Annotated in this window: 21 protein-coding genes; 13 read left to right on the top strand and 8 right to left on the bottom strand. The window is 39.4% G+C overall.

What is annotated here, in order from left to right; translation table 11 throughout:
• The first annotated feature begins 365 nt into the window (after positions 1 to 365).
• From AC21OH_RS03950 to AC21OH_RS03940, 3 genes are all read left to right on the top strand, one after another.
• A complete protein-coding gene (locus AC21OH_RS03950; protein ID WP_487370515.1) occupies positions 366 to 1,940 on the top strand; it encodes a type I restriction-modification system subunit M in 1,575 nt (524 codons plus the stop codon).
• Positions 1,930 to 3,093 carry a restriction endonuclease subunit S gene (locus tag AC21OH_RS03945; RefSeq protein ID WP_487370516.1) on the top strand — a complete coding sequence of 388 codons (1,164 nt, stop codon included), beginning with the start codon at positions 1,930 to 1,932 and terminating at the stop codon, positions 3,091 to 3,093. Before AC21OH_RS03950 ends, AC21OH_RS03945 begins: the two co-directional genes overlap by 11 nt.
• 122 nt (positions 3,094 to 3,215) lie before the next feature.
• Positions 3,216 to 3,683 (top strand): hypothetical protein, encoded by a 468-nt coding sequence (locus AC21OH_RS03940; protein ID WP_487370517.1) that lies wholly within the window; start codon positions 3,216 to 3,218, stop codon positions 3,681 to 3,683.
• Between the two features lie 556 nt (positions 3,684 to 4,239).
• Here the strand turns inward: AC21OH_RS03940 and AC21OH_RS03935 are convergent.
• Together AC21OH_RS03935 and AC21OH_RS03930 are read right to left on the bottom strand one after the other, a co-directional pair.
• Positions 4,240 to 5,028 carry a hypothetical protein gene (locus AC21OH_RS03935; RefSeq protein ID WP_487370518.1) on the bottom strand — a complete coding sequence of 263 codons (789 nt, stop codon included), beginning with the start codon at positions 5,026 to 5,028 and terminating at the stop codon, positions 4,240 to 4,242.
• Between the two features lie 3 nt (positions 5,029 to 5,031).
• Entirely contained in the window at positions 5,032 to 5,244 is a 213-nt protein-coding gene (locus AC21OH_RS03930; RefSeq protein ID WP_487370519.1) for a hypothetical protein, read from the bottom strand.
• A gap of 496 nt (positions 5,245 to 5,740) precedes the next feature.
• Between AC21OH_RS03930 and AC21OH_RS03925 the strand changes: the two genes are divergently transcribed.
• The 4 genes from AC21OH_RS03925 (at position 5,741) to AC21OH_RS03910 (ending at position 11,437) form a co-directional block, all read left to right on the top strand.
• On the top strand, positions 5,741 to 6,172 hold the full coding sequence (locus AC21OH_RS03925; RefSeq protein WP_487370520.1) for a hypothetical protein: 432 nt from the start codon (positions 5,741 to 5,743) through the stop codon (positions 6,170 to 6,172).
• A gap of 165 nt (positions 6,173 to 6,337) precedes the next feature.
• A complete protein-coding gene (locus tag AC21OH_RS03920; protein WP_487370521.1) occupies positions 6,338 to 9,667 on the top strand; it encodes a type I restriction endonuclease subunit R in 3,330 nt (1,109 codons plus the stop codon).
• A gap of 5 nt (positions 9,668 to 9,672) precedes the next feature.
• Positions 9,673 to 10,473, top strand: a complete 801-nt coding sequence (locus AC21OH_RS03915) for a M48 family metallopeptidase (protein ID WP_487370522.1) — start codon at positions 9,673 to 9,675, stop codon at positions 10,471 to 10,473.
• Between the two features lie 76 nt (positions 10,474 to 10,549).
• On the top strand, positions 10,550 to 11,437 hold the full coding sequence (locus tag AC21OH_RS03910) for an SEL1-like repeat protein (protein WP_487370523.1): 888 nt from the start codon (positions 10,550 to 10,552) through the stop codon (positions 11,435 to 11,437).
• 61 nt (positions 11,438 to 11,498) lie between these two features.
• On the opposite strand, the gene AC21OH_RS03905 is transcribed toward AC21OH_RS03910, so the two are convergent.
• Together AC21OH_RS03905 and cls are read right to left on the bottom strand one after the other, a co-directional pair.
• Positions 11,499 to 11,738: a hypothetical protein gene (locus AC21OH_RS03905; RefSeq protein ID WP_487370524.1), complete on the bottom strand. Its 240-nt coding sequence runs from the start codon at positions 11,736 to 11,738 to the stop codon at positions 11,499 to 11,501.
• A gap of 87 nt (positions 11,739 to 11,825) precedes the next feature.
• Positions 11,826 to 13,220, bottom strand: a complete 1,395-nt coding sequence (cls, locus tag AC21OH_RS03900) for a cardiolipin synthase (RefSeq protein WP_491140106.1) — start codon at positions 13,218 to 13,220, stop codon at positions 11,826 to 11,828.
• A gap of 454 nt (positions 13,221 to 13,674) precedes the next feature.
• Here cls and AC21OH_RS03895 point away from each other — a divergent pair, with 454 nt between their 5' ends.
• The 4 genes from AC21OH_RS03895 to cysG all read left to right on the top strand — a co-directional run bounded on the left by AC21OH_RS03895 (position 13,675) and on the right by cysG (position 18,934).
• Positions 13,675 to 15,360, top strand: a complete 1,686-nt coding sequence (locus AC21OH_RS03895) for a nitrite/sulfite reductase (RefSeq protein WP_487370526.1) — start codon at positions 13,675 to 13,677, stop codon at positions 15,358 to 15,360.
• Entirely contained in the window at positions 15,353 to 15,946 is a 594-nt protein-coding gene (locus AC21OH_RS03890; protein ID WP_487370527.1) for a DUF934 domain-containing protein, read from the top strand. The genes AC21OH_RS03895 and AC21OH_RS03890 overlap by 8 nt, the downstream gene beginning before the upstream one ends.
• Before the next feature lie 220 nt (positions 15,947 to 16,166).
• Entirely contained in the window at positions 16,167 to 16,811 is a 645-nt protein-coding gene (locus AC21OH_RS03885) for a phosphoadenosine phosphosulfate reductase domain-containing protein (RefSeq protein WP_486536732.1), read from the top strand.
• 650 nt (positions 16,812 to 17,461) lie between these two features.
• On the top strand, positions 17,462 to 18,934 hold the full coding sequence (gene cysG / locus AC21OH_RS03880; protein ID WP_487370529.1) for a siroheme synthase CysG: 1,473 nt from the start codon (positions 17,462 to 17,464) through the stop codon (positions 18,932 to 18,934).
• 162 nt (positions 18,935 to 19,096) lie between these two features.
• Here the strand turns inward: cysG and AC21OH_RS03875 are convergent, their stop codons facing one another.
• Positions 19,097 to 19,645 carry a hypothetical protein gene (locus tag AC21OH_RS03875; protein ID WP_487370530.1) on the bottom strand — a complete coding sequence of 183 codons (549 nt, stop codon included), beginning with the start codon at positions 19,643 to 19,645 and terminating at the stop codon, positions 19,097 to 19,099.
• Positions 19,646 to 19,807: 162 nt separating this feature from the next.
• Positions 19,808 to 20,989, bottom strand: a complete 1,182-nt coding sequence (locus AC21OH_RS03870; RefSeq protein ID WP_487370531.1) for a methyltransferase — start codon at positions 20,987 to 20,989, stop codon at positions 19,808 to 19,810.
• A 182-nt stretch (positions 20,990 to 21,171) separates the two neighbouring features.
• On the opposite strand from AC21OH_RS03870, the gene AC21OH_RS03865 reads away from it, so the two are divergent.
• Both AC21OH_RS03865 and AC21OH_RS03860 read left to right on the top strand, forming a co-directional pair.
• A complete protein-coding gene (locus tag AC21OH_RS03865) occupies positions 21,172 to 22,779 on the top strand; it encodes an exonuclease SbcCD subunit D C-terminal domain-containing protein (RefSeq protein ID WP_487370532.1) in 1,608 nt (535 codons plus the stop codon).
• 121 nt (positions 22,780 to 22,900) lie between these two features.
• Positions 22,901 to 23,146 (top strand): helix-turn-helix domain-containing protein, encoded by a 246-nt coding sequence (locus AC21OH_RS03860; protein ID WP_491140101.1) that lies wholly within the window; start codon positions 22,901 to 22,903, stop codon positions 23,144 to 23,146.
• Positions 23,147 to 23,197: 51 nt separating this feature from the next.
• On the opposite strand, the gene AC21OH_RS03855 is transcribed toward AC21OH_RS03860, so the two are convergent.
• A complete protein-coding gene (locus AC21OH_RS03855) occupies positions 23,198 to 23,662 on the bottom strand; it encodes an HAD domain-containing protein (RefSeq protein ID WP_487370533.1) in 465 nt (154 codons plus the stop codon).
• Between the two features lie 244 nt (positions 23,663 to 23,906).
• Entirely contained in the window at positions 23,907 to 24,368 is a 462-nt protein-coding gene (locus AC21OH_RS03850) for an Abi-alpha family protein (protein WP_491140099.1), read from the bottom strand.
• Between the last annotated feature and the right edge of the window lie 23 nt (positions 24,369 to 24,391).

Here is a 24,391-nt window from a genome sequence, read left to right as displayed (position 1 = left end):
AGTAGGCTTTAACGAGACACCGCGTTTAGTAGTTCGCTGTCTATAGATGGCTTTTTTTACTCATTTATAATTACTTAAGCAGTTAATGTTAATGCTACAATTACCAAACCAATTTGTATCCTTATTAGCGACAGGCATATGTTGCATGACATCTAATAAGACCAAAACCCTTTACATAACTCAATTTGGCTCAAACTACCTTATTTAATTAAAACTTTAAAGAATTAAGAATTAAGAATTAACTTGAGTTAAAAATATAAGTGCATAAAATCAGTAAGTTATCATAACTACCTACCTTAGCCATCTTGATACTTTATAACATCAAAACTTTATAAAAAATTGCAAAAATTAAGGATTTCATCCCAATGCTCGATTTAAAAAACGCTTCTTCAAATACGTCAGACTCCATTAGCCAATCCGAAATCAACAAAGCCGTTTGGAATGCGTGTGACACCTTCCGCGGTGTGATTAGTGCCGACACTTATAAAGACTTTATCTTAACCATGCTGTTTTTAAAGTATCTGTCGGATGTGTATCGTGACGAATACAACACGCTGATGGCAGAGTATGGCGATGCTGCATTAGTCACAGAGCTTATGGACAATCAGCGTTTTGTACTGCCTGAGGGGTCAAGCTTTTGGGACTTGTACGAGCAGCGCCATCAACCGGGCAATGGTCAGCGCATTGATGAGGCATTGCACGCCATTGAAGAAGCCAATGGCAATAAGCTTAGAAATGTGTTCCAAGACATCAGTTTTAATACCGATAAACTGGGCAATGAAAAAAAGAAAAACGAGCTGCTGCGCCATTTGTTAGAAGACTTTGGTAAAGCGGTGATGAACCTAAGCCCCTCGCGTGTGGGCAGTCTTGATGTGATTGGTAATGCCTATGAGTTCTTAATTAAGCACTTTGCGGCAGACTCTGGTGCCAGTGCGGGCGAGTTCTATACACCGCCTGAAGTGTCTACCCTACTCGCTACCTTACTCGAACCCACTGAGGGCGATGCGATATGCGACCCTGCTTGTGGCTCTGGCTCCTTGTTGATTAAGTGCGGGGCTATGGTGCGCAAAAATAGCGATTCTAAAAATTATGAGTTGTTTGGGCAAGAGGCGATTGGCTCGACGTGGGCATTGGCAAAAATGAATATGTTTTTGCATGGAGAGGACAATCACCGTATTGAATGGGGCGACACCTTGCGTCATCCATTACTACTGGATGATAAAGACAACTTGTTGCGCTTTGATGTGGTGACTGCCAATCCGCCCTTTTCGCTTAAAAAATGGGGTCACGATGTTGCCGAAGATGATCCGTATGGTCGTTTCCATCGTGGTCTGCCACCCAAAACCAAAGGCGATTATGCGTTTATTACCCATATGATTGAAACCTTAAAACCTGCCACATCGTCAAAACAAGGCGGGCGTATGGGTGTGGTGGTGCCGCATGGGGTGCTGTTCCGTGGGTCTAGCGAGGGCAAAATCCGTAAGCAGTTGATTGAAGAAAACTTATTGGATGCGGTGATTGGTTTACCCGAAAAGCTATTTTTTGGCACGGGTATTCCTGCGGCAATTTTGATATTTAAAAAGAATAAAACCGATCCTGTTAGTGGTAAGGTTGATAACTCCGTACTGTTTATTGATGCCAGCCGTGAGTATGAGTCTGGCTCAAACCAAAACCGATTGACCGACGATAATTTAGACAAAATCATCACCACTTATAAAAACCGTGAGTTTGTTGATAAATTTGCATATGTTGCCAGTTTTGATGAAATTGCAGAGAACGACTTTAATTTAAACATTCCACGCTATGTTGATACTTTTGAACCTGAGCCAGAGATTGATTTGGTTGCAGTGCGCCGTGAGCGATTGGCACTGAAAGCGGAAATGGCGGAGCTAGAGAAAGAGATGGACGGCTATTTGAAGGAGTTGGGTTATGGTGAGTAATGTTAACTCCGTATGGAAACAGAGTCTTTTTAAAGATTTAATTAAACTTAATAGAGGTAGCTCACCTAGACCTATAGCAAATTATATTACTGAGTCTAAAGGTGGAGTAAACTGGATTAAAATAGGTGACACTAAATCTGATTCTCTGTATATAAATTCTACCAAGCAAAAAATAACATGTGAGGGTTCAAAGAAATCACGTAGAGTTTATAAAGGTGAAATAATTCTTTCAAACTCTATGAGTTACGGTCAACCTTATATTTTGAACATTGATGGCTGTATTCACGATGGTTGGTTTGTAATAAGAGATTATGAAGATGACTTTAATAAATCATATCTCCTACAATATCTAGGTTCAGAACTTATTCAGAACCAATATAAACGACTTGCGGCTGGTGGGGTAGTGAGTAATATCAGTAGTGAATTAGTCTATTCAGTTAAAGCTGATATACCACCTCTACCCGAACAACAAAAAATCGCTGAAATCCTTACCACTTGGGATAAAGCGATTGATACCATTGAACGTTTAATTGAAAACAGCAAACAGCAGAAAAAGGCATTTATGCAGCAATTGTTGACGGGTAAAAAGCGTTTAATTGATGAGAATGGTCAGCGTTTTTCTAGGGATTGGGATGAGGTTAAGTTAGGTGATATTAGTGATATAACCACTGGCAGTTCGAATAGAGTAGATTCATCATTAGATGATGAATACGCATTTTTTGACCGCTCACTGGATGTTAGAAGAAGTAGTATTTATCTTTTTGACTGTGAAGCAGTTATCGTAGCGGGTGAAGGACAAGAATTTATACCTAAACACTTTATTGGGAAGTTTGATTTACACCAAAGAACTTATGCAGTAATGGACTACAGAAATTCAATCGGTAAGTTCATATATTACTACATGACGTTCTATCGGCATTATTTCCTAGCTCAAGCTGTAGGTAGTACAGTTAAATCTCTTAGACTACCTATGTTTAAAAAAATGCCCATTATGCTTCCATCAGTAGAAGAACAACAAAAAATCGCTGCGGTATTAACCAATGCCGATAAAGAAATCGAATTACTTGAACAACAGCTTGCCGATTTACAGCAAGAAAAAAAGGCGTTGATGCAGCAGCTTTTAACGGGTAAAAAACGGGTTAAGCTGGATTGAAGTGGCTAGATTTGCTAATTGAATTTTGGGTTAATCCTGCTCTTAGATTAGTATAATCAACCTAACATAAAAATAGTTGTGATAAGCTATTAACTAAACATTATATAAAATAGAGAATAAATATGAAGAAAGGAATGGTTTTCCTAATTGGTACTGCTTTATCTACCACGGTTATGGCCAGTATCTTAGATGAAATGCTGGTCGAGTCAGGTGCAGTAAACAATAATTATGTTTATATCGACCTAGATGCAGCTCAAGAAGTGTTTAGTGTCCATCAAAGCATTTTTGAATCGGTACGGGAAGAGGATGTGGCCGCGTCCAATGGTGAAGATGTTATGTTGACGCTGTCTCCCTATACGACTTCGATAACGTTGATTAATCCTAATGAATACTCTAATGCAAAAAAAGCACAAATCCAAGAGTATTCACATCGACCCAGTAGTATTCGCGTACTGTGCGACAATTTTTTTTATACAGACAAGTATCTCGCTGCTAATGATGTCACGGTAACCTATGCTATAAAAAACCTTGATCACCAAACAATCACTGCTGTTGACCTTAATAATAAAACCTGTCCCGCTCGCTCTTAAATCAATCATTACTTTATTGATTGATACTGTGATACTTATAGGTAATGTTTAAGATTCCGAAGAGCATGTTTATAACTCTAGAGATATAGAGAATGATCATCAAGGATTTTTCAGTCTTGAGAATATCTGCAACTGATAATTAAACTATCCATAAAACTCTAGATAAATTAGAATCGACAGCGAATAAAGATCTGCTTAAAGTTAGTTTTGAAGGTGATTGGGTTCGTAGTGTGCGCCCCGCGCACTGATAAACATCACATCCTATAATGGTGCGCAAGGCGCATCCTACCGTTTAAAATTATAGAAGTTTGCACACAGTCATGAGTATGAACCCCAGAAAATTATTCACCAAAGTCTATAATGCATTTCAAAAATGGTAACAGGACACTATGACGCCCCATGAAAATAATACGAACTTGAATGTAATATTTATAGGCTGTAATTATGAATTAGGTTAGACTGCAAATAGGTTAGATGTCTAATCAAATGGTATTTAAAACATTGGAAATTGCTATTTATTTCTACAGAGATAATTCATAATATCAAAGTGTATAGGTCAATATATCTCTGGTGTTTGAAGAGATCTAAACTGGTCAACAGTGTCACTACCTATTTTAAAGTCCTGATACATATTGATATCAAAAAACGATATTGACTCAATCTCGCTTACAGGAATAAGCATTGAAGCCTTATCAGCACGTTCTGGATTGTAACAGATGCCTTTAGTTGTTTTCTTAACAATGCCATGTTTTAGATAGACCTCTAAATAATTACAGTCTAAGTGCATATGTAGGTTTTCTTTGGCACGGTATCCACTTAACATAGGTAATATAATCAAGGTTTCATCAGGTCCACTCTTAAAGTCTTCTTTGAGTAAGACACCGACATACACCTTGCCTGAACTAAGAGATATTTTGAGATAGGAAGAGTTTTCAAGCGCTGTTATTATGATGCTCATCATGCCATCTAACTTTTTTAAAGCACTTAAATCTGGTGCGGCATCTAGTAGGTTCAAACGTATTTCATTAACGATTAAAGACGCTATCAAGACTATAAGACCGAAAATTAGTTTTACGTAACTGTTATTAATAAGCGTTGTTATATGAGGTTCAAACACGTTAAAATTAAGTATATCCCACGATAGTAGGCTACCTATAAATAAAAGAATAATATATATCACTACTAACACTGAACTAGCTATGGCAAATGAAATTGCACCATCAGCACCTAGCATGACATATGAAACCCAACCAGAACTTCGCTTGAGTTTGTAGTTCTTTTCATCTACCTTTGCGTTTATTCTATACCCAAGCAAGAGAATTAAAAGAACAACGAGAACAGCCATAGTTTAACTGTCTTTATAAGCAGGCGACAATGATGACATCTTTGCTTGTATTGATATTTGGCTTTCTAATTTAGCTCTCACTTCTGGATTATTGTAGTTAGATCTAACATTTCCATATTCATCAATTAAAAGCTTACCATTACGACTTAACTTAACCTTCGGTTTATTAATTCCAATTGCTTTTTCTATGAAGTTACGTTCTCTTGAATTTTTCATATCCATCTCCTTTATAAATATATTCTACGATGGTATTCATATATCTTAGCTATTACACTACTTTTTGGGGCAACAAGCAATATTAATTTTGTGTGTCATTGCAGAATATTAAAGTAAATTTTAAAAAAACTACTTGTTAAACCTTTTGAATTTGTAGCTGCAAACTCCGCCTTAAGTGCGGTTTAGCCCCGATTGCAGCGGATATACTTGGCACAGTACAGGGTTACAGGCGCTTGGCTAGAGGCAGTATCGCAGCGCAGGAATGCCGCTAGTCTATAGCGCCTGTCCCTGTGCAAGCCAAGATAGTAGCGGAAAACGGGATTGGCTACTTAGGCAGTGCTGTACTCTCTACATAGTGTCTTAAAGACTTAGAGACGAGCCTTAGTTAAATAGTGACATCGTGCTTTTGGATGTATCGTCATATAAATATTATGATAAGGTACGCTTGCTTATCTTAAATAAAACTAGGCATTAAACAAATCAAGGATGACCTAACTTGACTACCAAAAAGAACCGTCTCAAAACTGTCGTTAATACCGTTAATAAATTCTTTATACCGCCTTTGGTAGGTGCGATCGTGCTCGCTATCACTTATGTCATTAGTCTGCAGTTTGATAGCTTGATACAAAGTCTTGAGGTGCCCTTTAGCGCAGAGCTTATCAGCTTTGTCAAAACCCTCTTTGTATTTTATTTCTTCTATATATTGGTTTATATACCATTTTTCATTTACCTGTCGTTTCTAAAAGTATTTGGCAAGCTTAGTCTGGTGACTGTGCTGGTTAGCGGCTTTGTCTATGGGTTGTCGCCGCTGTTGTTTGGCAGACGTGGTAGCGTATCGGTTGATGATATGATTATATTGACGGTTATTGTTATAAGTGGTGTGCTGTGTGCGGGTTGTTATTATTGGCTGGATAAAAAGTTGTCATAATAATCAGTTGATTGGCGAGATCAAGGCGTAACTTGAGCGCACGTTGTATAAAGCGGTTCATTTAGAGATAATAACCATAGCCCCACCTCTGAACACCGACCTAGCCCTGCCAGCATTAGTACAGTGCAGGTGATTGATAAAGATTTATACGGGATTTAAATTGATATGCACACTAGCCCAAACATTAATTTCAAAGAAGAATTTAGCGCCAAGATCCCTGCGCTAACCTTATTAATGACTTTAGGCTATCACTACCTCTCCCCTCAGCAATGCTTAAAACTGCGCAGTACCGCCAAAACGGGCAATAGCATCAAAACGGGCAGTAGCACTAACCAAGTTATGCTATTGCCTGTACTGCGTGACTATTTAGCCAATCAAACCTTTGTTTTCGAAGGTCAGTCGCATCATTTATCCTCAGCCAGCATTGATAAAATCATTCAACAGCTTAGCCCTGCCCTAAACCAAGGTCTTATAAAAGCCAACGAGATTATTTATGATGCCCTGCTTTATGGCGTCAGCGTCACCGAATTTATTGAAGGTAAAAAGACCTCTCAAACCATTCAACTTATTGACTGGGACAATATTGGCAACAATGCCTTTCATGTTACCGAAGAAATGGTAGTGCAAAACCGTGATGCCACAGGAAACGTTATTCCCGATATGGTTTGCTTCGTTAATGGGTTGCCTTTGGTGGTTATTGAAGCCAAACGCCCAGACTCAAATAATCCGCATCAATCCACCAATGCTCAAGCGATATCACAGCACTTACGTAATCAAAAGCCTCAATATATTCCACATTTATTTACTTATAGCCAGTTACTCTTAGCTATCAATGGTTATGAGGGACTATATGCAACCTGTAATACCCCTGAAAATTTTTGGGCGAAATGGATTGAAGAGGACATTAGTGAGTCTGAGTTTCAACGGCTTAAAAACAACCATTTGCATAGCGAACAGATAGATCGCTTATTTGCCCATAGAAAAAATAGCGACAAACAAGCCTATCAAGCATTAATAGACGCCGGCGAGCTTAGCGTAACCGATCAAGACCGTCTAATAATCAGTTTATTACGTCCGGATAGACTGTTTGATATGATGCGTTTTTACACCCTATTTGACAGTCGTGCCGGCAAGATTGTTGCTCGCTATCAGCAAGTATTTGGCATTAAAGCGTTGGTAGCGCGTATTGGTCAGTTCGACAACTTAAATGGTAAATCGGGCAGCCGTAAAGGTGGGGTAATTTGGCACACCACGGGTAGCGGTAAATCCTTCACCATGGTGTTTTTAGCCAAAGCCTTAATTTGGATGCAAGATTTGGCGGAATGTCGAGTATTTGTGGTCACTGACCGTATTGATCTGGAGAACCAAATCGCTCGTACCTTTATGGCGGCAGGTGCGTTAAGTGATAAAGACCGCCGAGAGGCTAAAGCTGCTTCGGGCAGAGATTTAGCCAAAAAGGTAGGTGAAGGCAATCAACGTATTCTGTTTTCGATTATCAATAAATTCGGGGCGGCGGCTGAATACGATGAATTTTATAACCCCAGTGAAAACATCATTGTACTGGTCGATGAAGGTCACCGCAGCCAAAATGGTGAAAATAACATTCGTATGCAGCAAGCCCTACCGAATGCAGCGTTTATTGCTTTTACCGGCACGCCACTACTAAAAGATGATAAAACCGAAAACAAATTCGGAAAGATTATTCACTCTTATACCATGCAACAAGCCGTGGCGGACAAGACCGTTACCCCACTACTCTACGAAGAACGTGTGCCAGAGCTAAATACCAATGATGTGGCGATAGATAAATGGTTTGATCGTATTACCCAAAAGCTAAGCACAGAGCAGAAGGCAGACCTTAAACGTAAATTTGCCAAAAAAGGTCAGGTGTATCAAGTTGAAGGACGTATTGAACTCATTGCTCATGACATCTCCGACCATTTCCAAAACTTTAAACAACAAGGTTTGAAGGGTCAACTTGCCTGCGACTCGAAAGCATCAGCGATTCGTTATAAACAAGCACTGGACAGCATTGGTAAAGTGACCTCTGTTGTTGCTATGTCGCCCCCCGACACTCGTGAAGCTCATACCGAGGTGGACGTAGAGAGTAAAGACATCGTTCAAAACTGGTGGATGCAAAACGTTTATCCTAATTATGGGTTGGATGATGTTGGATACACCAAAGATATCATTGAGGACTTTAGCAAAAAGAATGGTCCAGATCTCATGATAGTGGTGGATAAGCTATTAACAGGGTTTGATGAACCAAAAAATACGGTTCTCTATATCGACAAACCGCTCAAGAGCCATAACTTAATTCAAGCCATTGCTCGGGTTAACAGGCTGCATCCAAACAAGCAGTTTGGTTATCTCATCGATTATCGCGGTATTTTAAAGGAGCTCGACACGACTATTGAAGAGTACCAAAACCTGGCAGAACGCACCCAAGGCGGCTTTGATATTGACGACCTAAAAGGCATGTATGCTGCGATGCAAACAGAATACAAGAAACTGCCGATGCTGCATAAAAAGTTATGGGCACTGTTTGATGACGTGCCCAATAAACATGATGGTCATGCATTACGTCAATCGTTATCACCAAAAATGCAGCAGCGTGATGGCATGGTTGTTGATACCAATCTTAAACGTCGTGACGATTTTTATGCGGCGTTGACTGAGTTTTCTAATACGATGAAGGTGGCGCTACAATCCGCTTCTTATTTTGAAGACAGTGTTTTTGATGGTAAACGCGATAACTATAAAAAAGACTTAAAAGCCTTCGTTGGTTTGCGTAAGCAGGTGCGAGAAGATGCCAATGAGACCATCAACTTTGACGAATATGAAAATGATATTCGCAATTTACTCAACAAACACGTTGCTGGGTTAGAGGTTAAAGAGCCAGAAGGCGCTTACTTAGTAGACAATATGGGTAAGGATGCTAAACCTGAACAATTAACGGACACCGAGGCGCGCAATAAAACCGATAAAATAACCAGTCGTGTCACTAAAATTATTGAGCAAGATTTGGCGGATGATCCTTACGCCCAAGAATATTTCTCAAAACTTTTGAAACAAGCCATTGAAGACGCCAAGGCTATGTTTGATGCGCCTATTAAACAATACATGATGTTTGCTGACTTCGAACAAGCGGTTAAAGACCGTAATGTGCCTGATGTCCCCAAAGCGTTTGTCGACAAATCGGGCAAACATAACAAACACGCTCAGGCTTATTTTGGCTTATTTAAGCATTTATTTGATTCTAGTTTTTTGCAAGATAAAGGTCTTGATAAGGATACGATGGTTAGTTATGCGTATCAGATTGACGATATAGTGAACACTGCGGTGGCTGAAAACTCACTGAATCAGTCACAGATAGAAAAACAAATCAACCTCAAGATTATTCCTTTGTTATATAAACCGCTAGGTACTGATAAAGCAAAAGACATGGTAAGCGAAGTAATTAAGATAGCGCGTCTTGGTCTGTCTCGGGGCTAATGATAATGAATGACACGCCAATTAAATCAGTAAGCAACTCACTAAGCGGCTCACTAAGCAATACAGACTTAGCTAAACTGTATTATGGGCAAAATATTATCCATTATAAAGTAGTTCGCAAAGACAATAGTCGCAAATTACGAATTAAGATTCACCCCGATCAACGGGTAATCGTCACAGCACCACACCATACCACTGATGAATTTATTCAAGCTACTGTTAATAAAAGGGCGCGCTGGATTTGGCAACACCTGCAAGACTTCGCCAATCACAAAAGTGACGTTTTGCCAAAGCGTTATGTCAGCGGTGAACCACAGTTTTATTTAGGTCGCAGGTACGTACTTAAAGTGAATGTAGACCCATCGCAAAAAGACAGCATTAAGCTATACCGTGGTAAGTTAACGGTGACGCTCAATAAGGATTTCGAGGATTTAGATAATAGAGCATTAAAAATTAAAAAATTGTTAGACAGTTGGTATCAGGATAAAGCAAAAGCTGTATTTGATGAGCGTTTAACCGCTGTATTACCCAAAGCAGATTGGGTAGAAGATAAGCCATCATTTAGGCTGCTATCTATGCAAAAGCAATGGGGCAGCTGTTCGACTCAAGGCGATTTAATACTAAATCCACACTTGGTTAAAGCCTCAAAAGAATGCATCGACTATGTGATATTGCATGAGCTGTGTCATATTGCCGAGCACAATCATAGTGACAGATTTTGGCGGCTACTGAGTCAAGTCATGCCGCATTGGCAAGCCGTTAAAACTCAGCTTGATAGCATGGCTGAGCTTTATTTGAATGAATAACAAATAGTCTCTACTTTTAAACCCTGTTTTAACTAAGTTCTAGTTTAGAACCTTTAAAACTACCTAAGGAATATGCGTGATATCACTAACAAAGTTCGTACTAAATTCTCTAGTAGGCACTACCCTATTGTTAACCGTAACCAGTAACGTCAACGCGATCAGCATTGACGTGCAAAGCCTAGATGAATACAACACTGTTATAGCCACATGTCATGCTCAGTATCAAGCACATTTGCCTTCAATGCCTTCAATTAAGCCTAGCCAGCCGCTGATTGTCGAAAACGATAATTCCGAAATGCTTGACACCGCTGAGCGTTTTTTAGATAGAGTTATCATGCATGAAGATTTCGCTAACCTGCCAGATCCTATTTATTTAGGTAATGATGACGAGTTCGTTGCCATGATCAATACAGATCAATTATTTTTAGAGGAGGTATCGTACTTATTACTAGGATTATTTCGGACTTATATTACGGGTGAATATGTACCTAGAGATGATGTGAAAGCAGTCAAATATTTAACTAAAGCGGTGGATTATTTGGAATTGGAAAATCCTGGTAACCTTTCAGGGTTAGTTTATATTGTCACTATGTTTTCGTTTACAGACAGTGATGATAGCGCCTTAATATCTGAAGATGACGCCATATTAGATGAAAGTGATTCAAGGTACGATGATATCATAGAAGAAAGAATATTCGCTTTATTATTAGAGTCAGGATCGATAGATACTCAGGCTTTATTTCTTAAAAATTATATTAAAGATTCACAATCAACCTGTGATGACGTTTTAATCGAAGATTTAACCGCGCTAGCTAATAAAGGCAGTTATTATGCGATTCATGGACTTGCAGAGATATATGGACTACTAAATGATGAGCAGCCAAACAAATACGAGGAACAGCTAAAATATTGGCAAGATAGGGCGGCTAAAGCGCCCCTTGTTGATAGAATTGGCCGAATATAATTAACGCTGTATAGGGGCTATCAAGTAACAATTTTAGACTTCTTTGATGATGTTAGTGGAATTAGCGATAACTTAGTATGACCTCGATTTGCTCAACCGTCATATTTCTTAATAAAGCCTGCTCTTCTACGGGCATTCTGTTTTTGTGTTCTTTGATCATCAAGTCGAGCTGGCGGGCAATGATTGATGTGGATTCATAATATAAATTGGGTTGCTCTTTGACCAGCTTTTGAAGGTACTGCTTGACGAGGCGCTTTTTTTTGTCTGCATTGAGCTCTTCAGTGTTATTAAATTGCGACATTTATATTTCCTTTTAATATTTTATATTCTTTAGTGTTTTATATTCTTTAATTTTCAATACTTTTACGAGCTGTTAATATTCATACTGCTATAAAACTGGCCCTAGAGTGGCGATAATGTGATTCCAGATTCGATAATAAATTGGCCAATCTCGTACTTGATTAAGTGTGACTGGATCTGAATCCTCAATATAAGTGTATTGACGCTGAATTATCTGCTGGGTTAGGCTTTTGTCATAAAATATTGCATTATTTTCATAATTTAAATCAAAACTACGCAGATCCAAATTGGTCGAACCGACCATACATATTTGATCATCTATGGTTAAGGTCTTGGCATGTAATAGCCCTGGCTTATACTCATATATCTTAATACCTGCTTCAAGTAGCTGCCGATAATAACTATGACTGGTGGCGGCAACAATAAAAGAGTCGTTCTTTTTTGGAAAAATCATGGTGACATCAACGCCTCGATAGGCGGTAGCACATATCATATTAATAAGCGTATAGTCTGGTACAAAGTACGGAGTGGAGATAATGAGCGACTCTTTGGCTTGGCTCATCAAGGTGCTTAATAAATGTGGTGTGGTGCCTTGCCGCTGCGTAGGTCCATCTCCAAATACTTGCGCAGGGATACCTTCTGGATGCTGTTCAGTGATATAGGGGAAGCTGTTATAATCTGCACGCTCATCCTCCATCATCCAATCGCTTGCAAATAGCATTTGGTTTTGAGCCACAATTGGTCCCTCAACCCGTAGCATAATGTCTACCCATGGCGCGTATTTGGGCTTAATTCGAAATTCTGGATCGGCACTGTTACGGCTACCGATGTAGCCAACTTTGCCATCAATAACGGTTATCTTTCTGTGGTTCCTTAAATCAATACGGCTAAATAACACAACCTTAAGGATATTGCGTATAGGCAGTGCCACATTCACCTCCACGCCAGCATCCTTCATACGTTGCCATAGTGACGATATGACAAGCTTACGAGATCCAAGCCCATCTACCATAGCACGGCATCTCACCCCGCGTTCAACTGCACGAATTAAAGCATCAGCAATTGCTGTACCCATGCCATCTTCTAACCAAATGTAATACATAACGTGAATATGGTCGGTAGCGGCATCAAAATCTGCTATCATTCGCTGCTGGGTCGTATCGGCATCCGCCATAAGCTCAGCTTTGTTACCCGCTACCAAGTTAAAATAATTGGTTTTGGCAGCGTAGCTAAATCCATGCTTGTATTCAGGCTTTACTACGTCGTTCAAAAGCGTTTGATCGCCCAAAACTTTTGGATAGTTTGAATGTAAGGTTTGTCTGATTTTCTCATAACGCCTAACAAAGTTAACCCCTAAGTGAACCTCACCAAACATCCAATATACTAGGACACCAAAATACGGCAAGACAAACAATATGACAATCCACGCAAGTCGTGCAGGTGATGTAATGTTATCACGCGATAACACCCTAAGTGATATCACAAGCCATACTATAAAGTGTAGGGTTAAAAATATGTCTACTAGCATAAGGTGCCTGTTGTTAACTAAATTTAGCTTTTTTATTCAAATATCATATTTCAATTCATGTTGTATGATACTTTTAATACTACGATGACGTAAGTCAGCATTATATGAGTATAGCTAGTCTTAATTTAGGTTTTAAGTTTAATACTGTAGTTTTTAACAATATGATTTAAATATCGTTAAATCTTAGACTTAGTTTTATAATAAAATAACTAATAATTCTATTAGGTATCAGCTATGACATTATTTGCACTTTATTAGCATTCAACTAGCACTTTATGAGTACTCAATAACTAAATTTGCTTAACCTATGCCTAGTTTGTATATCTATATGTCAGATATGAATTTATAAATAACACCTAGCCTAGGTACTATAGCGTCATGATTTTTTCAAAGTAAGGGCATCTTTATAATGTACAAATACACTCATGCGGATCAAGCCATGGTGGATGAACGGGTAGAGCAGTTTCGCGACCAGACCCGTCGCTTCCTAGCGGGAGAGCTTCCAGAAGAGCAATATTTGCCATTACGTCTGCAAAACGGTCTTTATATACAGCGCCATGCGCCCATGCTACGTATCGCAGTTCCTTATGGGTTAATGGCAAGCTATCAAGTGCGTAAGCTTGCTGACATTACCCGTCGTTATGACAAAGGGTATGGGCACTTTACAACACGTACCAACCTACAGCTAAATTGGCCAAAACTTGAAGAAGTGCCCCAAATACTAGCGGAATTAGCTTCGGTACAAATGCATGCCATTCAAACCTCTGGCAACTGTATTCGTAATACCACAACAGACCCCTACTCTGGTATCAATGCCAATGAAGTAGAAGATCCCCGTCCTTATTGTGAAATCATTCGTCAGTGGTCAACGTTTCACCCTGAGTTTGCGTTCTTACCGCGTAAATTTAAGATCGCCGTTATTGGAGCACCCGAAGACCGTGCTGCTACTCAAGTGCATGATATTGGGCTGCATATTTTAAAAAATGAAGAAGGCGAGATTGGGTTTGAAGTGATTGTTGGAGGTGGTCTGGGCCGTACACCTGTTATTGGTAAAACGATTAATAAGTTTTTACCGCGTCAGCATTTGTTAAGCTACTTAGATGCAATCTTGCGTATCTATAATTTTTATGGTCGCCGTGATAACAAGTACAAAGCGCGTATAAAAATATTGGTCGAAAGCATGGGCACACGTGAATTTACGAAGCTGGTTGATGCTGAATGGAAGACCATTACTAAAGATGGGCCACTTACGTTAACAGATGACAACTTTGCCACAGCAAAAAGTCATTTCTCCTCATTTGACTATGAGAAGATTGATGAGCTCGCCAGCAAAACTAAGCTGAGCGAGCAATTAAAAAGTAATAAAGCATTTTCAGATTGGTATGCTCGCAATACAGTGGCGCATAAGGTCGCGGGCTATAGTGCTGTCATTATGTCACTTAAAGCTGGCTTGGTAGATGGCAAATATGTACCTGCCGGTGATGTGACTCATGAGCAGTTAGATAGACTCGCGGACTTAGCGGATCAATACAGCTTTGGGGAAATGAGAGCCACCTATCAGCAGAATTTGGTATTCGCCGATGTGAAGCAAACCGACCTATTTGAACTATGGGAAGCGTTAAACCAAATAGATTTAGCACGTCCAAATATCGGAACCTTAACCGATATGATCGTCTGCCCTGGTTTTGACTTATGTGCTTTAGCAAATGCCACGACTTATAACATTGCAGAGCAAATAGAGAAGCATTTTGATGATTTAGATTACCTATATGATCTTGGTGATATTCAGCTCAATATGTCTGGCTGTATGAATGCCTGTGCGCATCATCACGTAGGCGATATTGGTATCCTAGGTGTCGATAAAAAAGGCGAGCATTGGTATCAAATCAGCTTGGGCGGCAGCTCCAAGTCCGATGCTCGAATCGGTACCATATTAGGGCGTTCGGTCGCAACCGATGAGGTGGCATCAACTTTAGAAAAAGTATTGGATGTATATACCAATCAGCGCCAAGTTGAGGGTGATAATGCCGAGCCATTTGCAGACTTCGTTCATCGTGTCGGCATTAAGCCATTCAAGGAGGCCGTATATGGGTAGTTTCCATATTTTAAATGATGAAGCCGTTAATATTACTGCAAACGACACTTGGTATGCATTGGATACCAAAGAGCTTCCTGATCCTGTATTCATCAGAAGTATTGATTTGAGTGAGCTTTTTAATAAAGAAGAGCGCTTGGATGTGATACTCCCCGTAACGGATGTGATCAATCCTAAAGGGCTGCTTGCTGAGCTGTTGACACTCATTGCCAATCGTACGAGCCGTACTGGGCTATGGTTAGATACCAGTATGGATATGGAAGATATTGATTTGTTAATCACTGCTCAAAGTGATGTGAATAATACGATATTGCATAATCTTGATTTGATTGTATTGTATCAGCCCAGTTTCGCTGATGGTCGAAGTTTTAGCCAAGCACGTCATTTACGTCAGCGTGGGTATAACGGAGAGATACGCATCTCTGGTGACTTTGGACGCGATCAAATCGCTTATTTAAAACGTGCAGGTGTCGATAGTTTTATGTTGGCTGAAGAGTTAGTAACTGATGATATATCAACCGCATTTAAGGCACTACCTTCCTCATACGATGGCAGTGATGCTGATGCGTTACCTATGTTTCGTTAGATAGGCGTATTTTTATTCGCCAATAGTCTCAAGTCGGCTTTGAACGGTTTAAATGAGTCACACTACTTAAATACGTTGTTAAACTTAAAGAGTTTTTATATAGAATAGGTATAAGAGTGCTATTTATCTTTATTATGAACCTAACATATAAGGCCTATTAGTTAAGCCCATTCGTAATGAAGTTAGTAGCACTCTAGCTCATCCACAATAAGAGAATACTATGCAGCAGCCCACCTTAATGCAGCGCTTAGATACCGAAGCGTACAATTCAAAACTTCAAAATAAAAGTCCTATTCAAATCATAGAATGGGCTGCTGAGCATGCGCAAAATCCGATCTTAACCACTAACTTCAGACCCCATACGGCAGCCATTCTACATCTGGTCACTCAGGTGATGCCAAACATCCCTGTGCTTTGGGTAGATACGGGGTACAACGTTGATCCTACCCTTGAGTATGCTAACAAAATTACGGACCTTTTAAATCTCAATCTGATAGTGCGGCATCCTGATAATAACGAGGCTTTAGCTAAGTTCCGCCGCGAAGGCATTCCAATGCCTAGCGATGCTAATCATGATGCGTTTACCCAATTGGTTAAGATAGACCCTTTCCAAAAAGCGCTCAATGAGTTCAATCCTGATGCGTGGATTACAGGAATCCGTAGCGATCAAACCGAATTTCGTAAATCCCTAGACATATTAAGCAGAAGCGCCACAGGTATTTTAAAAATTGCGCCTATTTTCCACTGGTCAAAGCAAGATCAATTAGCGTATATCGCCAAACATAACCTACCAGATGAGCAGCGTTATTTCGATCCTACTAAGGTTGAAGAAAACCGTGAGTGTGGGCTGCATACTCAGCTTTAAATTTCAGCCTAAATTAGCTCTCAGCTTTAATTTAATCAAAAAACCTAGTAGTTTATGCCCCTAGTTTAACGCTTTAACTAAGCTATAGAACTAGGGGTTATTGTTATCCTAATTAAGTGCGACCTATAATAGTTTAAAATATAGAGCCGTATTATTAAATGGTAGCTTATGAATAACTATTATGTACTCCTACCACTTTGTGTTGCATGATCTAAATTGCGCCATAGCTATCAGTTGAAGCAATCAGAACTCGCTGTAAAAAATGGGATTATCTGAAGCTAGTTTTTTTAAAGTTGAAAGCGTTAAAGATATTAAGCTGTCCACTTTGCAGAAGTATGTACACTCATTAGATGAAGAAGTATCTATTACCGCAAAAACGCCTGATGGTGAACTCAATTTAATATAAACAACCTTATACATTATTGATAACTATATTTAACTTATTATCCGCTTTATAACAGATTTTAAGCAAATCATATAAAGTACTTGTGTATAAACTACTCCTTCAAAAAAACTGTACATAGTGCTTTATACCCTCATATACATAAAGCTTATGAATAATAAGAATTTAGTAATCGCCAAGTCTTTAATGATAGTCAGCCCAAAATACGACATAATGTCACCATATTCTAAGAGTAAGTTTTTAAGTTATGAACACCTTTCCTCTATTTTTTAAATTATCCAATCAACCTGTCTTAATCGTAGGTGGCGGCGAAGTAGCACAGCGTAAAGCAGATTTGTTATCTAGAGCTGGCGCTTATATTACTATTCTAGCGCCGCATATAAGTGATGAGATTCATCACTTATTGTCCGATAGTAAGCATACGCTTATTACTGAGCAATATGATAAAAAGTATTTAGTGGGCAAACGTATCGTAATCGCTGGTACTGATGATGAAGCACTCAATAATCAAATTCATGCCGATTGTAAGGCATTAAATATTCCTGTGAACGTGGTCGATACCCCGCCCTTATGCGACTTTATTTTTCCAGCCATTGTCGATAGAAATCCAATTATTATCGGCATCTCTTCAAATGGTAAAGCTCCAGTACTTGCCCGCCTAACCCGTGCTCGATTAGAAACCTTAATCCCGCAAGGTTATGGCAAATTGGCCAAGCTTGCCGGTGATATGCGCGATGAGGTGAAATCAAAAATACCAACGCTTACTGGTCGTCGCCAGTTTTGGGAAAAGGCCTTTGAAGGTAAAGTGAGTGAGCTTATGTTTGCTGGTCGTGAGGCTGAGGCTGAGCGAGCCCTTAAAGCAGATTTAGAAGCAACTCATAATAGTCTTAACGATTTAGGCTCTAATAAAAGCGCTGTTTCAGATAGTCCTCAAAACGTAGGCGAAGTTTATATTGTCGGTGCGGGTCCAGGTGACCCAGAACTTCTAACTTTTAAAGCTTTAAGATTAATGCAGCAAGCTGACATTGTCTATCATGACGCATTAGTCTCTGACGCTGTGCTGGATCTGTGCCGCCGTGATGCTGACAAAGTGTTTGTCGGAAAAAAACGCAGCAATCACGCGGTTGCCCAAGACAATATTAATCAACTATTGATTGATAGTGCCAAACAAGGCAAACGCGTCGTACGTCTTAAGGGCGGAGATCCTTTCGTATTTGGGCGTGGTGGTGAAGAAATACAAGCGCTACGAGCGGCAAATATTCCCTATCAAGTCGTACCAGGAATTACCGCTGCTGGTGCCGCCTCTTGCTATGCCGGTATTCCGCTTACCCATAGAGATCATGCTCAGTCGGTAAGGTTTGTCACCGGTTTCTTAAAATCTGGCGAGCCCAATACTGGGTTTGCCGCGTTAACCAATCCCACCGAAACGATCATATTTTATATGGGTCTACATTCCATAGAGCGATTGACCAAAGGACTTATCGATGCAGGACGATACGCCGATACGCCGATTGCAATCATCTCTCAAGCCAGTTTACCGAATCAACAAATTATGACTGGTACCTTACAAGATATCGTTGCTAAACATGAAGCCAACCCATTACCTACCCCTGCCTTATTGATAGTTGGTAAAGTGGCTCAGCTGCATGATGAGCTAGCCTGGTTTGGAGCTAATATTGTGGATACCGACCAACAGGCGCATGCACTGAATATGGTTTAGCGCCATTAAATTATCGTTCGATTAATAGATTTTAGTAATTAAATAGCCTTAGTATAATATACAAGGGCTGTTTTTTTATTTCTATGATATACAAGGGCTGTTTTTTTGATTTACATGATATATAAAATCTTAAATTAATTAGGCTATATATTATTAAATAGATTAATGTTTAGGTAAAACAATACTACCTAATATAAGACTACTAAGACCACCAACTGCGGTAACTGATAACGTTATAGTTAACAAAACTTCATTAAATCCATTCATTCCTCCAAATATATCGCCTTTTGAAACAATGGCTATCCCAAAGATTATTATAATAGCGTATAGAAAACTCACTAGAGCGCCTAAGAAAAATAGATACCCCCAATCAGAAGCTTGTCGTAACTTCTTTTCATCATAAACTAACTTTAGCGCCACTATAAGTGAAGGGACGATGCCGCAGACTGCCCCACCTAGTAAAGCCGTTATCAAAATATCTAACATATAATACGAATTGGATATTCCTAATGGCAGCCATATTATTAAGCCGCCTAAAACACCGCCAAAAAGGATAAAACAGGTTATGATTTTAGACGTAGGATATTCAGTGATCTCAAAATAACCGATCTGCGAGTCAATCGAGGATAGTGATGAATCAGAGCATTCTTCAAGGTTTTGTTTATTTGAACTTAAATTTTGTTGAGGTTGAGGCTGAAGTTCTGATGTCATAGTAATTTTCCATTGAGGCAATTAATCATAAGAAAGTGATAATAATTTTGGTATTGACTAAACAATACCCGCCTTAAATGGATAAACGATGTATAAAATAAGAAAAGCCAATGGGTTTAGTTCAGTCTTCTAGTGTATGTAAGACAACTAAAACTCCTAACTTTAATACAAACACCAAAGTGACGTAACCTCAGAACTACGAGCAACATATAATGGATCACTCTTGTCTTGGCTTTTACTATGCGTCGGCTGCGTATCTAGACGATATTTCACGGTCAATCCAGCCTCTTCAAACCAACCTAATAGATCTTCACGGGTACGCAACTTTAAATGCTCTGCCAAATCTGACAAAATAAGCCAAACCTCGCCATTTTCCGCCAAACACTGCTTTGCCCCCATCAAAAACCCGCGTAGCATGGTACTATTGAGATCATAAACGGCATATTCTAATGGCGAGCTGGGTTTAGCTGGTAACCAAGGGGGATTGCAGACAATAAGATCTGCTTTTGGAGCATCCTCTGGAAACAAATCTGTCTGCTGTAACGTCACGTTTGAGAGCGACTGGCGGCTGAGATTATCTTGAGCACATTCTAACGCACGAGGGTTTAGATCCGTTGCAATAATTTGCTCAAAACCACGTTTAGCTAATATGATAGCGAGCAACCCTGTTCCCGTTCCTATGTCATAAGCCACTTTTTGCTTATCAGGAAGTGGCGCATCAAGTAACAACTGAACGTATTCCTGTCGTGTCGGCGCAAACACGGCATAATGAGGGTGAATGGATACCCCTAATGCGTGTATAGGTACACCTTTTTCACGCCACTGCGCCGCACTCACTGCCCCCTGTAAATCCCGAAATGACATAACAACGGGTTCGTCTATTTGACCAAAAGCCTCAATACAGGCAGCCCTAACTTCAGGCGCACGGCGAAGATTGAGCTCAAAGTCAGGTTCAAACTTCAATAGCAACCGACTTAGCAAGCGTGCACGCTGCGATTGCGCCAGTCGATTTTGATGGAATAAGTTTGCTAAGACTTGTTGCGGCTCAGAGTCATTATTCGGTTTAATTTTTTGTTTTGCTTTTGCTTTGCTTAGTTTTCGTAGTTCAGCTTTATCTATACGTCTATTTAGGGCTTGAAGTAATTGACGAGCATTATGGTAATCGCCGCGCCATAGCATGGATGTGCCAGCATTCGCCAAACGGTACGCGTCATCAGCACTGGTTTTATCATTGGCGATAACTATACGTTTAGGGGGCGCATGTCCACTTTGAGATAACCATCTTGCTTGATGTTCAACCCCATCTTCTTGCCACTGTACATACTGATATGCTTGTTTTAACACGTATTAACCTTCTTTGATATCCTAGTCTATATTTGAATTATCTGCATAAATTTTATAATCATCATACACGAATCCCTTATTATAAACTGTCCTTTGAGACTAATATAAAACAGTCACTTATCAGTAAGCTAAAACCTATTTATGGTATGATATTTATCTAAATTTGTGTTGAATCTTACCTTATGTCAAACCGTCACACACCGTCAACCGTACCCCAATCTCGTAAATCCTTAACCATACTGCATACCTCCGACTGGCATCTTGGGCGCCGTCTATATGGGCAGATGCGTTATGATGAATTTGAAGCTTTCTTAAAGTGGCTTGAGAACAGTATTTGCCAGTATGCAGTCGATATCTTAATCGTGGCTGGTGATATTTTTGACACCATGACACCAAGTAATAGAGCGCAGGCGCTGTATTATGAATTTTTGGGTCGAGTTGCCTTCTCTAATTGTCAGCATATCGTGATTGTAGCAGGCAATCACGACTCCCCTACTTTTCTCGATGCGCCCAGTAATCTATTAAAGTCTTTAAATGTGCATGTGGTCGGTACAGCTTGTGAAGATTTAGAAGATGAAGTGATTACGCTCACCGACAACCAAAGCACTCCGTCTTGCATCATTACCGCAGTGCCTTATTTGCGTGACCGTGATGTGCGCAGTAGCCGAGCTGGCGAGTCTGATAGTGATAAAGACAGTAAAGTCATTGAAGGTATCAAAGCCCATTATGATGGTGTCGCAGAAATTGCCAAAGCTCGACAAGGTAAGCTAATTGAGCAGTACCAACGCCATATTCCGATAATTGCTACTGGTCATTTGTTTGCCTCTGGTGGACGTACTACAGATGATGACGGCGTTCGCAATTTATACGTTGGCTCATTAGGCAAAATATCAGCCGACATGTTTGCAGACTGTTTTGATTATGTGGCGTTGGGTCATTTACATGTACCACAACGCGTCGGTGGTCGTGAGCATATTCGTTATAGTGGTTCGCCGATTGCGATGGGTTTTGGGGAGGCTCGCCAGCAAAAAAAAGTTTTGTTGATTCGGTTTGGCGACTTTATAAGTATGCCGATAGATGCCGCTCGTGAGTTTCCGACTAAAGTAGATGATACCTTGGTAACGACTCCCTCCAAAATACCTACTGCTGATAATTCATCAATAAAAACAACTAAGCCTATACCCGAAACTCAAGCCAATCTATTTATGGATGATTTGTTTGCGGATATTGATGAGTCGCTTAACGAGGGAGATAAAGAGGAATGCAATCAAAATAAAGCTCCTGAAGAGTTCCCGACTGTTATTGATAGCTTAGATAAAGACAGCTTAAATAAAGATACCGCTACTCCTACTTCTATTTATCACGATCAAGATAAGCAAATGCAGATTATATCTGTCCCCATCCCTACCTTTCAAAAGTTAATGCAAATCAAAGGCGATATGACGCATATTGAGCAGTCCATAAGTGCGCTCCCGAAAGATGAGATTATTTGGTTAGAGGTTATTTACGACGGTAAAGAAATCGTTAGTAATTTTAACGAGGAAATTCAAGAATTATTAGAAGATACTGCATTTAGAGCGTTAAAGATAAAGAACACTAACAAATACGATAATGTATTAACGTCTGAGAATAGCACTGAGACGCTACAAGATTTAAATGTGATGGAAGTGTTTGAGCGCTGTATGACGGTGCATAATATCGCCGAGTCGCAAAAGGATGAGTTACGGAACGCCTATCAGCAGATATTGCATGAGGCGAGTCAGAAGGATATTAATTCGGGTGAGGTTTGATTTGAGCAAGATTAGAAGTTTGTGTAGTGTTATAAACTTATAAAGGAGTTACAAGATGACTTGATATACTTCTGTATTTTATGCCATAAGTGATACGCCCGTTCAAAGTGCTAACTTAAAAATGCGTGCTGATCTAATGCACCATATTACAAATTTGATTAAGCATATGCCCCCTATGTTAATCACTCAAAATGAAATTGCTAAACGTTGTGGCATTACTCAACCTCGGCTAAATGATTTGTTGCAAGGAAAAATTAGCAAATTCAGCTTAGATGCTCTAGTCAATATAAATGCAAACTTGGGTGTTGATATTAGTTTAGATTTCACTCAAAGAAAGTCTGAAGCTGATTTGGTGGATGTGGATTGAGATTATCAATTGGGCTTAAATCCACGCCTATGAGCGGTTTTTATCAACTATTTAATTTTCTCTCATCAAAATAGCTAACGCTTTTTTTGCACCTTCTTTAGTTAGTCCTTCATGAAAACGAGTTTCTACCCATTTTTCTTTTATATTGTCAGGCAAATTACGTAAACTTTTATCATCATCTATAATCACATAATTTTCATTTGGATACTGACTAACCCAAGCCATAATCTCATTACACCTGACGCCAAGCTCATCAAACTTCGATGCTTTATTAACTTTGCTAATATGGGTTGTCACTATACCTCGTTTTGCGAATATTTGAACCCATTGATTATTATCATAATGAAGACGATGTGTGGTCGTGAGTACGATTTCTGCATTAGTTATCTGTAGAATAGTAGCTAAATTATTAACGCAGGTTGCATTAAATGCCATAAAGCCATCATTGAGTTGTTGAACAGAACGCCATATAGGTGTTGTCACCATTACACCATCTAAGTCTAGAAGAATTTTCATAAATTATCAGTTCCCGAAGAGTGCACACAGCGCACCCTTTAAAAAATAGAGTTTATTACTTTTTAAACGTATTTTAAGTTGACAAATTTGGAGTAATCAACCATTCATAATTTTATTATAAATAGGTGTTATCCTGCTGATAGGGGATGCAGTGGTGTGACGGACATCTTCGATATGGATTATGATCAAAGCTAGGACAATTAACTTGAAGGCCAAAAAGGCTAGCCTAAGTTTACATTAGTGCCTAAGTTTGTAATGTACATGCGTCAATTAATTGTGTACCAAAATCAGTAACGTATAACGCTTCATACCTGGACTCTTCCAGTATATATGCTGGACTATTATCATATGGACGAATAGCATAGCCTGTATCTTTTTGAATCAACTCTACATAGGCTGAATTACGTATTTCTAGAATCTTTAATCTTTGTAAGTTACCTAAATATGTTTTAACTAAGTTGATATTATCGACTTTAGCATTTATACAGATTTTTATGAATTCAGGATTGAGTGCTTCATACGACGAATGGATATCATTATCTTCGTAACTTGCTTCGCATAGAAACGGATATTCATTTAAGGTTTTTAAAGTATTAATTATTCGTGCTTCATCTATAGATAATTGTTTTATTACTTCTACAAACGCAGGATGAGCTAAGTGTTCTGTATTAGTATTAATTGAAGTTGCTAATAAGTTAGAAAACATACCTCTGAGCTCTTCTAGTCTTC

The sequence above is a fragment of the Psychrobacter sp. CX10 genome (assembly GCF_057621575.2).
This window is presented reverse-complemented; position numbering and strand designations above follow the sequence as displayed.